The organism is Caldalkalibacillus mannanilyticus JCM 10596 (assembly GCF_000615945.1).
Taxonomy (GTDB): domain Bacteria; phylum Bacillota; class Bacilli; order Caldalkalibacillales; family JCM-10596; genus Bacillus_AT; species Bacillus_AT mannanilyticus.
On sequence record NZ_BAMO01000027.1, the window covers coordinates 29,008 to 41,889 of the forward strand.

Below are 12,882 nucleotides of genomic sequence, written 5' to 3' on the forward strand. Positions count from 1 at the left end.
ACGACGATAAAGAGCTGCTCCAATGAACAGCTCGAATGAATTCTTGAAGTAATTTATTGAGTTTGGCGCTTACCATCACGATACAGTAATGACGACATTGCCTTTTTTGTGTCCCTTCTCAACGTATTCGTGCGCTTCGGGAATTTGTTCAAATGCATAGCGTCTATCAATGATAGGCTTTAGTTTTCCCGCCTCTATCAGGTCTTTGAGGAAAACTAGGTCGCCTAGCTTCTCTGGTGTTGATAGTTTCATCACGGAAGCAAAGAATCCCATCTTTTTCAACAGTTTTTTTCGATCTGAAGGCAACATCTTGCCTACTGCGTCAAGAATGACATCATAGGTTTCGCCGCTCTTGGTGAAGTCCTCTTGAGTGTAATCAATGACTTTGTCAGCTCCCAGAGACTTTACCATATCAAGGTTGACGGTACTGCATACGCCGGTTACTTCTGCCCCGAAGTGCTTTGCCAGCTGTACTGCATAAGTGCCAACACTGCCAGAAGCCCCATAGATCATGACTTTATCTCCGGGCTGAACATTTCCCTTTCTAAGTAGACGTAATGCAGTACCTCCCCCAATGGGAATGGCAGCGGCCTCCTCGTAGCTCATATGTACTGGTTTTAATGCCATTACCGCGTCTTCAGGCAGGCATTTGTATTCAGCATAAGCACCAAAACCAAGCCCGCATGAGGCAAAAACTTGGTCACTTTTCTTGAATCGTGTTACCGATTTGCCGACTTCTTCGATTTCTCCAGCCAGCTCAAATCCAAGTATATTTACTTTCCGGGGTCTTATGAGCCATTGAAAAACCTTGCTAAAAATGGCTCAGGCTTTCTCATGCGCCAATCTCCAGCTGTTACAGTAGTAGCATGGATTCTTATCAGGACTTCATTATCCCTGGGAGTCGGCTTTGCCAGTTCTGTGATCCGAAGTACATCCGGTGGCCCGTATTTGGTGTATACGACTGCTTTCATACGTTAATTCCTCCTGTATTGTTGCTCCGAATCTTTTTCTCTTTCATACTATATTCTATTGTATAGAAGTGTCAATTTTCTGATTATTTTCATATGACAAAATCAGTATACTGTGGTAAATTAGTGGGGAATGAAACGGCACCGCATAATACCTTTGACCTGCAACAATGTATACTTGCAAATAATTTTTAAAGGAATGAGTAGCGTGAAAAAAATGAGTTTGTTTCTTATATGTATGGGTATGGTTCTTTTGATTTCAGCCTGCTCTGCTGAAAAAGGTACAGAAGAAAATGAGTTATCAGATTATAGACCGATGATTTACGTCAAAGATAACTTGTATGGTGAAACTGCGGATACGGTGAGCACCTTACCAAATGAAGCAGTTTACATTGGAACCATTGAAAAGGTTGTGTCACAAAACGCGCCAATGGTGCAAGAAAATTTCACTTCAAATCTTGTACCAGTGGGGAGTGAAATTTACTATAATGAATTAGATCAAAATGTAATTTATGTTAAACGATTAGATACTACCCAAGAACCATATTCAAAGTATATAGCTATTGAGTAAACATAACCATATTATAGAGGGCTGTTGCGTTAAGTTATTCGTTAACAGCTCTTTTTGTTGTAAAATATTAAAAGGTAACGTTAGATGTCGAATATAAAATGAGGTAGTAAAAAATGATGAAATCTAAACCTATTTACGTGGAAACGCTGATAAAAAGTGATATCGAAAAAGTATGGGAATATACCCAAAATCCAGACATACATGAACAATGGGATTTGCGTTTTTCCAATATTAAGTATTTGCTTAAGGAAAACGAGAATGATCCACAAAGGTTTTTATATACAACAAATATTGGTTTTGGAATGAGTCTGGCTGGTAAAGGTGAAAGTAAAAAGACAATATCCAAGGATGATGAGCGGATGTCTTCATTAAAGTTTTGGACTGATCATCCGTTATCACTTATTAAAGAGGGGAGTGGATATTGGAAATATGTTATTACGGATAGTGGAGTTACATTCTTGACTCAGTATGACTACGAAACACGTTTTGGTTTTGTTGGAAAGCTGGTTGATAAACTTTTTAGACCACTTATGGGTTGGGCAACTGCTTGGAGTTTTGATTGCTTACGACTATGGATAGAAAAAGAAATCCCTCCATCCATCTCTTTTATAAGAAGTATATTGCATTATGTGGTCAGCTTTGTTTTAGCCTTTATCTGGATTTATCAAGGATTAGTTCCCAAGATTCTTTATCAAGAAGCTGGGGAGTTGGCATTATTAAAAGGAACGGGATGGTTTCAAGGTCAAGAGGAGGTTTTTTTATATACTTTAGGGGCGATTCAGATCGTTTTTGGGTTGCTTTTCCTTTGTTTTAGCAGAAAAAAATGGCTACATATAATAAACATCCTGGCTTTAGTTATTTTAGGCTTTGGTGCTTTGATGAGCCAAGGGGACGTTTTTTTCGCTCCATTTAATCCAACTACACTAACAGTTGCTATGATTGGCTATTCCGTTATGGCTATGTTAAATATTCGCGATTTACCCAACGCTGCAAACTGTAAGAGAAAACGATCTGGTAGAAGGTGAACACAATGCGATCAATATACGAACAAGCCTTAGGAGCAGAGTATAAGCAACTCCATCCTCAATTACAGAAAAAATTTGGACTAACTAGTGAAGCGAAAACAGCAAGTATTTGTAAAGGAGTAATGGAGGAAATATGGGGCGGTAGGGCTTATATGTACCCTTTTCTACAGCTTGGTACTTTAAAACACATTACCTTTCCCGAAAGAGGGAGAAACATCCCATTCACCCTGGAAAACTACGCCTATCAAAACTCTTTCGGTCAGGAGTGCGTGGCTTGGATACGGAAGTTTCATTTTGATAAAGTAAGACATTTTGATGCGACTATGTATTATTGTTCTAAAAGGAAAGGAATAGTAGATTGTTTAGGAATTGATCAGGATTTAATTACAGATATAGATATCTCTGTGTTACATAACGGTGGAATTAGACTACTATCAGGTCCACTAGTTTATTATAAAAAAGGAGTGGAAATACCAGTTCCAAAGTTTATTTCTGGAACTGCTGAAGCTCAGGAATGGTTTGACGAAAAGAAAAAGAAGTTTCATATTAATGTAGAAGTGAAAAACAAATATTTTGGAACAATATTTGGGTATAAAGGAACCTTTACGATAGATTATTTTGTGCGTAATGGTGATATACCTGAGTATGTGAAGCCAAGACGCGAAAGCATCGTAAATAAAAGTTTAAGTATAGATAATTTAGGAATTGATTCCATTAAAACCCTGAGTTAAAATATAAATATCTTTTGTATGAAGGGAGTGAGCAGCATGAAACGCTGGACTATTACTATAACTGTAGAATGTAAGGTGGTTCTTAAATGAATATTGTGGGCAGACGCTAGGTCTGTCACTATTTAGGGATATTACTGCTCATCTTTCCTGTAAAAGAGAAGGTTTATTTGTTCCCCCTTCTAAATAAGGATTAAGTAGACCGCAGATGTAGCCTGCGGTCTTTTTGCGTGCAAAAAAATATATAAAATTGAAGAGGAGTTGTATGCTTTATGTTGAAGTTGAATGACTTGTTTAATAATATAGATCTAGCCGAAATGGTTTTAAAAAATTGGAAATATGATGAAGAATCGATTGAGATGTTTAAGTACTATCGAATATCATCTAACGCCATTTATCCGTTTAGATGTGATGGTAAGATCCATCTATTACGATTTGCTCCTAAGACCGAGAAATTGAAATCAAATATTTTGGCGGAACTAGACTTTATTTCTTATTTACGTGACAACGGCTACGGAGTTTTAGAGGCTGTTGTATCAAGGCATGGTGAAGAGCTTGTAGAGGTGCGGACTCCTTGGGGAGAATACTTTGCATCTGTATTTAAACGTGTTTCTGGAGTACAGATCAATAATACTGATTTTAGTGATACCATTATCTTCAGTTATGGAAAAGCACTGGGGAGGCTTCATCAATTATCTAGCAAATACAAACCCATTACATTCAAGAGATGGTCTTATAGTGATGTCTTAGATTGGATTCAGCAAGTATTAATCAATTTTCCGGAAGAGTCAGCAGCATTAACGGAAACGAAAATACTAAGAGATTATTTTGCTTCGATTCCTAAGTCACAAACGAATTATGGATTGGTTCATTATGATTTTGAATACGACAATGTATTCTATGATGACAAATCCAATTCATGTAATGTAATCGATTTTGACGATGCCATGTATCACTGGTATGCAATGGATATCGAACAAGCGCTGGATAGTTTGCAGGAATGTATTCCAGCTGAGCTTTTTAACCATAAGAAAAAATGCTTTTTGGATGGATATCTCACTGAATACGATATCTCAGATGATTTAGAAACTCTATTACCGGCATGCAGGCGCTTTGCCAAATTATATGGGTATGCTCGAACGCTAAGGTCCATAACGGAGAAATGGGATCATGAACCTGATTGGCTCACAAATTTGAGAGAGGAATTGTCAAAGAGCTTAGAGGAAGACTCCATTTCTTTTGGTAAGGAACTCTAGGGAAATTGATGAAAAACGACCCCAGTAAAGGGAGTCGTTTTTCAATTTGTGCTTAGATTGTTTTTTACTACCAATGGCTTGAGGCTCCTTCCGCAGATTGCTTCAATCACCGAGTTTACAACTTCTTTTCAATTTTTTCGGGAATGATAATGGTCGAAATGATCCTGAGTTTTCGATCTTCACTTGGCTCGTTTTTTATCCTTGATTTGATTATTTCATTGATTTCAGTTTGAAGGTCATTTAATTCTTGATCAGATAAATATAGATGTGCCATCGCATAAGTAGCTTGGTCGGATTTGTTTTCAATATACTTCAGATAATTCTCATATTCTGCTTGGTTCATCATAAGAAAGTTTAGGAAATAAAGTAATTTTTCATCTTTTGAAATATTCTGAAGATCTGTAGCCGTTAATGATACTTTATTTATATTTAAAGCATATACACTTTCAGTATTTCCCCTGACTCTATGTTCTCTAATTACACACAACACATCTTTTTCCAATAATGTTTGGATATGTCGATATAATGTAGCTTGGGGAACATCTCCTATTTCCTTGAATAGTTGCATAGAGGTTAATTCATTATATATTGTTAGGGCTCTGATAATCTTCAATCGAACAGGATGGAAGATAATATCAAATATGTTTTCAGCCATGCCGTCACCTCTCAATAATATCCAACAGATTAATAATAGTTTCTATAGATAAATAACATTATCATAAATGATAATATATAGTTTCTGCTATTTCAAGTATATATGCGACCCCTTTTTTTATTGACAAATCTTATCAGCAATATTATTATAAATGATAATCGTGTTTGATAACCGTATTCGAATGTCATTTTTGATAATTGGTTTTAAAAATATTAGAGAGGCGTGGGGGTTGTGGAATTTAATTTAGGATTACTAGTACCTTTTATTGTAACTCAAGTCATACTTATGACTATTGCTCTATTTGATTTGTTTAAAAATAATCCAAATAAGGATTCAAAATGGGTATGGGTATTTACTATTGTTGTGATTAACATAGTTGGTCCTGTTCTCTACTTTATTATAGGAAGGAGAAACAACTAATGGCCCTACTTACTGTAGAAGAGTTATGTAAAGGTTTTGGTAAGGAATTAGCCGTAAAGGAAGTTAACTTCACGTTAGAGGAAGGCGAGTGTGGTGCGTTATTAGGTCCTAATGGTGCTGGTAAATCTACTACATTAAAAATGTTAACAGGAATCTTAAAGCCTTCTAAAGGAAATATTATTTTTGACGGCAAACAAAATAGTGATTTTCGCAAGTTAATTGGTTATCTTCCACAAGAACCAAAAATGCACAACTGGATGACTGGTAGGGAAGCTTTGCGGTTTATGGGGCAGTTATCACATATGCCAAAAGAGGACTTAGATCAACGTATAGATGAGTTGCTTTTTCTTGTAGGAATAGAAAACGCAGCGAACCGACAAGTGGGAACCTATTCGGGAGGAATGAAACAAAGGCTAGGGATTGCTCAAGCGATCATTCATCGTCCAAAACTAGTTATCATGGATGAACCAGTTTCTGCCTAGATCCTATAGGTAGGCGGGAGATGCTTGATTTATTAAAAAACGTAAAAAAGGAAACGACAATTCTTTTTTCTACTCACATATTACATGATGTACAAGAACTAAGTGATAAAGTCTTTATTATTAGCAAGGGTCAATTAGTGGTCAACAACAAACTAAATGAGTTGATAGAGGCACACCAACAGCCCATCTTTATAATAGAAGCAGAGAAGAACATTGACCAATGGACGGAGTCATTAAAAGATGAATTGGAAACTGTTGAAGAAATAGAAGCTCTAGGAAATAAAGCACGTATTAAAGTTAATGATATTGCTAGAGCGAGAAATAGTTTATTGTTAAAGATTGAAAAAGATAAAATCCCTTTGCAAAGGTTTGAAATTATGCAAACGACTCTAGAGCAAATATTTTTAAAGATGGTGAAATAATGAAGCAATGGTTGGTATTATTTAAAAAAGAATGTTTGGAATATATTAGGAATTATAAGATTTTATGGTTGCCTCTTGTTTTTGTATTATTAGGTTTTTCTCAGCCAATTACACTCTATTATCTGCCTGATATTTTACAAAAGTATGGTGATTTGCCTCAGGAGAGTGTTATTTTAATCCCAAATCAGTCAAGTGTTGAGGTCTTAGCTGCAACTGTGTCAGGTCAATTTGACCAAATTGGCATACTTGTCCTAGTATTAGGATTCATGGGAATGGTTGTTACAGAGAGAAACAATGGCATCATGAGCTTAACCCTTTTACGCCCGATACCTTATTCCTATTATATAACAGCCAAATGGGCCGCCACTACTTCACTTACCATCCTTTCTTTATTTATAGGATATTTAGGTGCAACGTATTACACTACAATTTTATTTGGGGAAGTAAATACTTTTACAATCATTACATCTTTTGTACTTTTTATCTTATGGTTTATTTTTGTTATTACATTAACGCTCTTATTTAGTACATTATTTAAAAATATATCAGTTGTTGCAGCTATATCCATGGTTACGATCATCACTTTAAAGCTCATCACATCATTAATACCAAACTGGATGCATTGGAGTCCGGCTAGATTGGTCGAACATGGGGTTTATTTCCTTAAAACGGGAAATGCGGGGGAGTATTTATTTTTAAACATTGCCTCTGTTATGTTATTAATTGTCATTACTTTAGTTTTGAATGTGATTTGTTTGAAAAAAGTGGTATTGCCGAGAATGGAGTAGCACCCAGCAGTGTCTATTAGCTTAAGACAAGGTTGCCCACCGTGAGAGGGGGCAACACTACTTGTGGTTACATCCATTTCTCTGGATGATTCATTTCATACTGGAGCTCATCCAAGAAGTTTTTTATATGCCACCCGTCTGTTGTAGCATGATGAACCGTAATCGAAAGGGGTAATAGGACTCTTCCATTACTCTCATGAAATTTTCCAGCTTCGATCGTTGGAAAAAAATAATCTTTATTCTCGTAGCTATGAAACGAAAAATGTTTGAATTCCACCCAAGGCAAGCAGGATACAACATAGCTGTTTGCAGGAGGTAAGCGATCTGGCTGGGCAAGAACACCATGATTCTTGCCGTATTGCTCTTGGTTTTTTACATAGCTTTCATAGAAGGCAGAAAAACAATCATGATACTCCGTCCACATAAAGGAAAAGGTTTTATCGTCCTCATGAAAGGTGGCATAGAGTGGTGTCAACACATCCCAGTACCCAAGAACTTCATTGTTCAAAGCTACTTTAAATTCCACTTGTTTATTCACTATTTTTGTAGTCAGCCACAGATAAGCAGGGAAAAACTTTAGTTTACGTTCCTTCAGAGCTAATCTCATCCTGGTTACATCTAAGTCAACAGTCATAGAGTATCCAGCAGGGGACATCTTGGTAAAATAATAGAACATTTGACCACGAGGCCATGTTTGTAAATCAATAGGGGTAAATTTTGCTTCCATATTATATTCCTTTCACCCAAAGACCATGTTGGCTGCAATAAGCATATAGCTTGCCGCGGTGCATTTTGGGAATAAATAATTCTGCATTTTGTTCCGGATACAGCTTTGTCAATAGTACTTTATCGAAACCTACAAAAGCTACAAATGATATATAATGATTTTTGTTCATTGGGTGGTCTATTGTGACATAGTATTCATTGTCCATGTCAGTTACAGTTATGTTGTGAGCGTCATCCTCAGGTTTCACTACTAATGAATCAAGTTTTCTCCCACAACAGGAGATTTCTGCCTCGCTTGTACTAGTTACCACATTATTACAGCTATTGCACACATAAAATTTAATTTGTCTCATGTTTCCTCCGTCGGTTTCCTTTTCTTCTAAATCGCCCATTAAGATTTTTTCAATATTGACCCCCAGTATATTAGATAGATCACCGAGTAACGACACATCAGGACATCCCAGACCGCGCTCCCATTTTGATACCGTTTTATCGCTAATATTTAATCGAGTAGCCACTTCTTTCTGTGTCATGTTTTTCTCTTTTCTCACATTTAAAATGAGAGCTCCAACTTTTTTACAATCCATAGGTTATTTCCCCTTCCGTTAGATCTAGCGTAACTGTCAAAGGATTATTTTTCAATCAACGCTTCGTAGAGTTTGACACACCAATTGATTATGATTATCATTATTGATGCTAGGTTTTTAATAAATTGCTGGAGGTACATATGAAAAATCATCTTTATACGTCAGGTTTATCTTTACGATCCTATTCTTTATTTGTCATAGGAATTATATTTATTCTCATACTATCTGGATGTGGATCGAATATGCAGACTTCTAATGAGAGTACTACTAGTGCAACGGAGGAAGAGAAATTAGAACAAGTAGAACAAGAAGAACAATTTCGTGAGGTTACTCATTTCATGGGTACGACAATGATCCCTAATCATCCCAAACATATTGCCGTATTAAGCAGTAATTTCGTTGATAATCTATTTGTATTTGACGTGATACCAGTTTTAGCTACCGAAGCGTCGCTTGCAAAGGAAAAAGTATCATCCCACCTTCCTCAAGAATTATATAAGGATGTTCAATTTGTTGGAAAAGACGATGATTTTAATTTAGAAGCGATCCTTGCAGCGAGTCCGGACCTGATCATTGGTCAAGAAAAGGCAGGGACTGTGTATGATGAACTTTCCAAGATTGCACCAACGGTCATTTTGGGAAATGATGAATGGCGTGAAATCCATTTTAAATTTGGCGAGATTTTAGGTAAGGAAAAGGAAGCACAGGCTTGGATGGCGCAATATGAAGAAAAAGCAGCCGAAGCTAAACAAAAAATTGGAGATTCTTTAGGTCAGGAAACAGTAGCGTTTCTACGAGTTTTACCTAAAGAATTTCGAATTCATGGAACGGTTGATCAACGATTTATTGATGGTACACTTTATCAGGATTTGGGACTAAATCCGGCAAATGGAGTACCAGAAAAACGAGAGGCTATTACACTTGAAGCATTGGCATTCATCGATGCTGACCATTTCTTTCTTGATTTTAATACATCTTCCCAGCAAAACGATCAAGCAAAAGAGAGATATAAGCTGCTGACGGAAAGCGGTGTTTGGAATCAGCTAAAAGCGGTTAAAGAGGGCAATATTCATCTCGTCCCTGACTGGTTTATTCAAGTATCTCCTCATGCAAGATCAATGGTTATTGATCATGTAGTTGAAACGTTGCTTGATTGAATCTCTCGTAGCTAAACAAACTAAAATAAAGCTCTTGCTAGAAAGCAGGAGCTTTATTTTATGGATACTAATTTTAGTTTCGGAGGTATGTGTGAATCAGATTCGTTACGGACTTTTCATACAAGGCTTTTGCCGCTTCAACGTTTTCGATGTGCCCTCCAAGATGGAGATGGATGACTCCATGCAAAGAAGCCCATACAACATGAACAACTAGTACAGGGTCTTGCTCTATAATTTGTCCTGCTTCTATCGCCTCTGCAATAAGAGTAATGAACTGCTGTAATGCTGTTATTGTGGCGTTTAAACTTTCCTCCTCTGGCTTAAACTCACTAAAAGCTCCACCGAACATTAACTTATAATAATTGGTATAATTTTGTCCGAAATCCCAATAGGCTTCACAAAGCTCTCGAAGATTCTGCTCTATATTTTCTTGCCTGACTACCGACTCAAAGTTTTTGGCTAATATCTTACAGCCTTCTAGATATAGAAGTTTAATCAAACCATCTTTGTTGTTAAATAAATTATAGATAATCTTGGTAGAACATTCCATTTTTTCGGCAACCCTACGTATAGTGACTGCTTCAGGTCCATGATCTTGCAGGATCTTGGCAGCAGCTTCCACAATGATGTTTCTTAGATTCTCGGTATGCTGTAATTTCGATTCCTGATAGGTTTTGGTGTTCATGTGATCTCACCCTTAGATCATTTGGATTTTTTATAGAAAGGACGTTTCCATACCTGTACTATAGTGTACGGTTCTAGATTAAGTCAAATAAGTTGACAATATTCTCCCTCTCGGATACACTGTTTTCTAATAGAAACACTGTTTCTAAAGAATAATAAACAACGGAGAGGATTGAAGATATGAAACAAGTGAATAACAAATGGACTCTTATTACAGGTGCTTCATCAGGGATAGGGGAAGTATTTGCACATGAATTGGCAGCCAAAGGGAGTCATTTAATATTAACAGCGCGCTCGGAATCCAAGCTCAATGATCTTGCACAGAAACTTAGAAAAAAACACGGAATCCAAACAGAGGTTATTGTCTCTGATCTTTCCAAAGCCAACGCCCCTGCCGAGCTTCATCAAGCATGTATTGAGCGAGGGCGTAGTGTTGACATAGTAATCAATAATGCTGGATTTGGCACACATGGGCTGTTTGAGGAACAATCCTTGGACAGAAATCATGATGAAATTATGCTTAACGTTATGGCTGTGGTAGAGCTTACTCATCTATTTTTACCTGAGATGCTAAGGAAGAAAAGCGGCGTGGTCATTAATGTGTCATCCACAGCGGCATTCCAACCGGATCCTTATATGGCTGTATACGGTGCAACCAAGGCTTTTGTACTCTCGTTTACACAGGCATTATGGGAGGAAAATCGGAATCGGGGCGTTCAATTCCTTACTCTGTGCCCTGGTTCAACCGAAACAGCTTTCTTTGATGTTGTAGGTACTAATGATGCATCAGTCGGAAAGAAAGCGACTCCACAGCATGTCGTAGATGTGGCACTTCGTTCACTTGGGACGAGTCGATCTTATGTTGTTGCAGGGTGCATGAATTATATTAACTCTCAAATAAATCGCTTAGTTCCAAAAAAAGTAATGCTTCGACTGGTCGGTGGTATGCTACGTCCACAATCTAAGACAACTAACTAACTTTTCACTTGTTGAGGTTTGTGTAGTATGAATTTCCAATAGATGATACCCTTGTAAGGGAAAGCGGTGACTAGCTGCTTAGAGTAACACCGCTTTTTTGGGGCATCCTTCCGTAAGTCATAAAGCGCCAGAGCTTTTCAAGTGGTCCCATTCTAAAAAACTTAAACCAAATGCTACTGTAAATCAGTTGGGTCGTGTAAATAAGAATAGTAATGAGGACAACATCCCTCATTGTTACGGTTTCAAGTCCCATGAGTGAGATAAACATAACGCCAATAATACTTTGAAGAACATAATTTGTGAACGCCATCTGTCCGACACGAGCGACTGGTAGAAGCCGAAGTTGCCATTTTTCATTTTCTAATATGAAAAACAAACTCAATAAATAAAAGGCAGTGGCTGGTAGCGCACCTAACGAAACAATTAATTTCAAATGTTCGTTTTGATTCTGTAGGGCGAGCAAAGTTAAAATGGAGAAGCTAATAAAAAGGATGAGAGCGATAAGCTGTAGTGATCGAACTTTTTTCTTATGCTTCTCTATATTCATGATCCATCCAGACTTAGCTGCTAAAAAACCAGCTAAAAACATGATGAAAATTAAAACAGAATCATTTGCTATAGCGTGTATAAAAGGAAGAATACCTTCCACATGTAGAGATGAAAGCAGGAGTAAATTTGCTGTAATATATAGCACTAAAATACTAGAAAGCCATTTTAAAATAGTTGATACTTTAGCTTGATAAAACGGAATAAGTAAAAAACCAATTAATGCATAGATAGAGAGAATTGAGCCCCAAAAGATAATAATATGAACAACTCCTAGTAAGAAAAGGGACAATAGACGTCTAGCAAAACGCCTCCTTGGTTTATCCCCACGTTTCTCTGCATTAGAAGTAAATAGATAAAAACCAAAGCCGAATAAAAAAGAAAAAATGGAGAAAAACTTTTTCTCGACGAGGATCGTTATTCCCATTTCGATAAGCTCGTCCATTCTATTATAATCTGGCATTGGCGCCCCTTCGATAACAATAATATAGGCGCTGACATTGATAAATAAAATTCCTAATAATGCCAATCCTCGTATAATATCTAAAGATAAAATTCTGTCTTTTTGTATAGATGCATTCATGTAGAACCCTCCTGAGAACATTTTCAAAAATGTAATATACTCTGTATAATAAAGTACTCATCTTAACTCCTCGTAATATTAACCTTACAATAACCTTAAAAATTCTGGTTTTGAAAATCATCATCTTCGGTTGCGCGAGTGTATCTAAGGATTCATTCGTCAATCCTTAGAACATAGCGCACAGACACAGAGGAGTTTGTCACGTGGAAATCATACCCACAAAAAAGTGGGTAATTTACTCATTCATGATGCCAATATAGACTATATCTATAAGTAAGAAAGCTGCAGTGATCTTATTCATCTATT

The 12,882-nt window shown here is 36.9% G+C and carries 15 protein-coding genes and 1 pseudogene; 10 read left to right on the forward strand and 6 right to left on the reverse strand.

The annotated features are described in order from the left end of the window. Positions 1 to 75 precede the first annotated feature (75 nt). Positions 76 to 971, reverse strand: a pseudogene (locus tag JCM10596_RS25745) (NAD(P)-dependent alcohol dehydrogenase). 205 nt (positions 972 to 1,176) lie between these two features. On the opposite strand from JCM10596_RS25745, the gene JCM10596_RS14755 reads away from it, so the two are divergent. The 4 genes from JCM10596_RS14755 to JCM10596_RS14770 all read left to right on the forward strand — a co-directional run bounded on the left by JCM10596_RS14755 (position 1,177) and on the right by JCM10596_RS14770 (position 4,548). After that, the gene (locus JCM10596_RS14755) at positions 1,177 to 1,539 is read left to right on the forward strand and encodes an ABC transporter substrate-binding protein (RefSeq protein WP_025027797.1); all 363 of its coding nucleotides are present in this window, start codon (positions 1,177 to 1,179) and stop codon (positions 1,537 to 1,539) included. Between the two features lie 116 nt (positions 1,540 to 1,655). Beyond that, positions 1,656 to 2,564, forward strand: coding sequence for a DoxX-like family protein (locus tag JCM10596_RS14760; protein ID WP_034681447.1), 909 nt, complete (start codon positions 1,656 to 1,658; stop codon positions 2,562 to 2,564). Between the two features lie 5 nt (positions 2,565 to 2,569). Continuing rightward, complete coding sequence (locus tag JCM10596_RS14765) at positions 2,570 to 3,295, forward strand: DUF4166 domain-containing protein (RefSeq protein ID WP_025027799.1); 726 nt, start codon at positions 2,570 to 2,572, stop codon at positions 3,293 to 3,295. A 269-nt stretch (positions 3,296 to 3,564) separates the two neighbouring features. Beyond that, complete coding sequence (locus JCM10596_RS14770; RefSeq protein WP_025027800.1) at positions 3,565 to 4,548, forward strand: phosphotransferase enzyme family protein; 984 nt, start codon at positions 3,565 to 3,567, stop codon at positions 4,546 to 4,548. A gap of 115 nt (positions 4,549 to 4,663) precedes the next feature. Here JCM10596_RS14770 and JCM10596_RS14775 read toward each other — a convergent pair whose 3' ends face one another. Continuing rightward, entirely contained in the window at positions 4,664 to 5,203 is a 540-nt protein-coding gene (locus tag JCM10596_RS14775; RefSeq protein WP_025027801.1) for a helix-turn-helix domain-containing protein, read from the reverse strand. 285 nt (positions 5,204 to 5,488) lie between these two features. Here JCM10596_RS14775 and JCM10596_RS14780 point away from each other — a divergent pair, with 285 nt between their 5' ends. The 4 genes from JCM10596_RS14780 to JCM10596_RS14790 are packed head-to-tail and all read left to right on the forward strand — an operon-like array spanning position 5,489 to position 7,315. Then, positions 5,489 to 5,623, forward strand: coding sequence for a PLD nuclease N-terminal domain-containing protein (locus JCM10596_RS14780; RefSeq protein WP_081792061.1), 135 nt, complete (start codon positions 5,489 to 5,491; stop codon positions 5,621 to 5,623). Next, complete coding sequence (locus tag JCM10596_RS30340) at positions 5,623 to 6,105, forward strand: ABC transporter ATP-binding protein (RefSeq protein ID WP_234410521.1); 483 nt, start codon at positions 5,623 to 5,625, stop codon at positions 6,103 to 6,105. The genes JCM10596_RS14780 and JCM10596_RS30340 overlap by 1 nt, the downstream gene beginning before the upstream one ends. Positions 6,106 to 6,125: 20 nt before the next feature. Then, positions 6,126 to 6,527 carry an ATP-binding protein DrrA1-3 family domain-containing protein gene (locus JCM10596_RS30345; protein WP_234410522.1) on the forward strand — a complete coding sequence of 134 codons (402 nt, stop codon included), beginning with the start codon at positions 6,126 to 6,128 and terminating at the stop codon, positions 6,525 to 6,527. Next, on the forward strand, positions 6,527 to 7,315 hold the full coding sequence (locus JCM10596_RS14790; protein ID WP_025027803.1) for an ABC transporter permease: 789 nt from the start codon (positions 6,527 to 6,529) through the stop codon (positions 7,313 to 7,315). Before JCM10596_RS30345 ends, JCM10596_RS14790 begins: the two co-directional genes overlap by 1 nt. A gap of 67 nt (positions 7,316 to 7,382) precedes the next feature. Here the strand turns inward: JCM10596_RS14790 and JCM10596_RS14795 are convergent, their stop codons facing one another. Together JCM10596_RS14795 and JCM10596_RS14800 are read right to left on the reverse strand one after the other, a co-directional pair. Beyond that, positions 7,383 to 8,042, reverse strand: coding sequence for a chloramphenicol acetyltransferase (locus JCM10596_RS14795; RefSeq protein WP_025027804.1), 660 nt, complete (start codon positions 8,040 to 8,042; stop codon positions 7,383 to 7,385). A 1-nt stretch (position 8,043) separates the two neighbouring features. Beyond that, positions 8,044 to 8,628, reverse strand: coding sequence for a helix-turn-helix domain-containing protein (locus JCM10596_RS14800; RefSeq protein WP_025027805.1), 585 nt, complete (start codon positions 8,626 to 8,628; stop codon positions 8,044 to 8,046). Between the two features lie 140 nt (positions 8,629 to 8,768). Here JCM10596_RS14800 and JCM10596_RS28040 point away from each other — a divergent pair, with 140 nt between their 5' ends. Next, positions 8,769 to 9,785 (forward strand): ABC transporter substrate-binding protein, encoded by a 1,017-nt coding sequence (locus JCM10596_RS28040; protein WP_025027806.1) that lies wholly within the window; start codon positions 8,769 to 8,771, stop codon positions 9,783 to 9,785. 73 nt (positions 9,786 to 9,858) lie between these two features. Here JCM10596_RS28040 and JCM10596_RS14810 read toward each other — a convergent pair whose 3' ends face one another. Then, positions 9,859 to 10,470: a TetR/AcrR family transcriptional regulator gene (locus tag JCM10596_RS14810; protein ID WP_025027807.1), complete on the reverse strand. Its 612-nt coding sequence runs from the start codon at positions 10,468 to 10,470 to the stop codon at positions 9,859 to 9,861. 179 nt (positions 10,471 to 10,649) lie between these two features. Here JCM10596_RS14810 and JCM10596_RS14815 point away from each other — a divergent pair, with 179 nt between their 5' ends. Beyond that, positions 10,650 to 11,447 carry an SDR family NAD(P)-dependent oxidoreductase gene (locus JCM10596_RS14815; protein ID WP_025027808.1) on the forward strand — a complete coding sequence of 266 codons (798 nt, stop codon included), beginning with the start codon at positions 10,650 to 10,652 and terminating at the stop codon, positions 11,445 to 11,447. Between the two features lie 70 nt (positions 11,448 to 11,517). On the opposite strand, the gene JCM10596_RS14820 is transcribed toward JCM10596_RS14815, so the two are convergent. Beyond that, positions 11,518 to 12,576 carry a DUF418 domain-containing protein gene (locus JCM10596_RS14820; RefSeq protein WP_025027809.1) on the reverse strand — a complete coding sequence of 353 codons (1,059 nt, stop codon included), beginning with the start codon at positions 12,574 to 12,576 and terminating at the stop codon, positions 11,518 to 11,520. Positions 12,577 to 12,882: the final 306 nt, after the last annotated feature.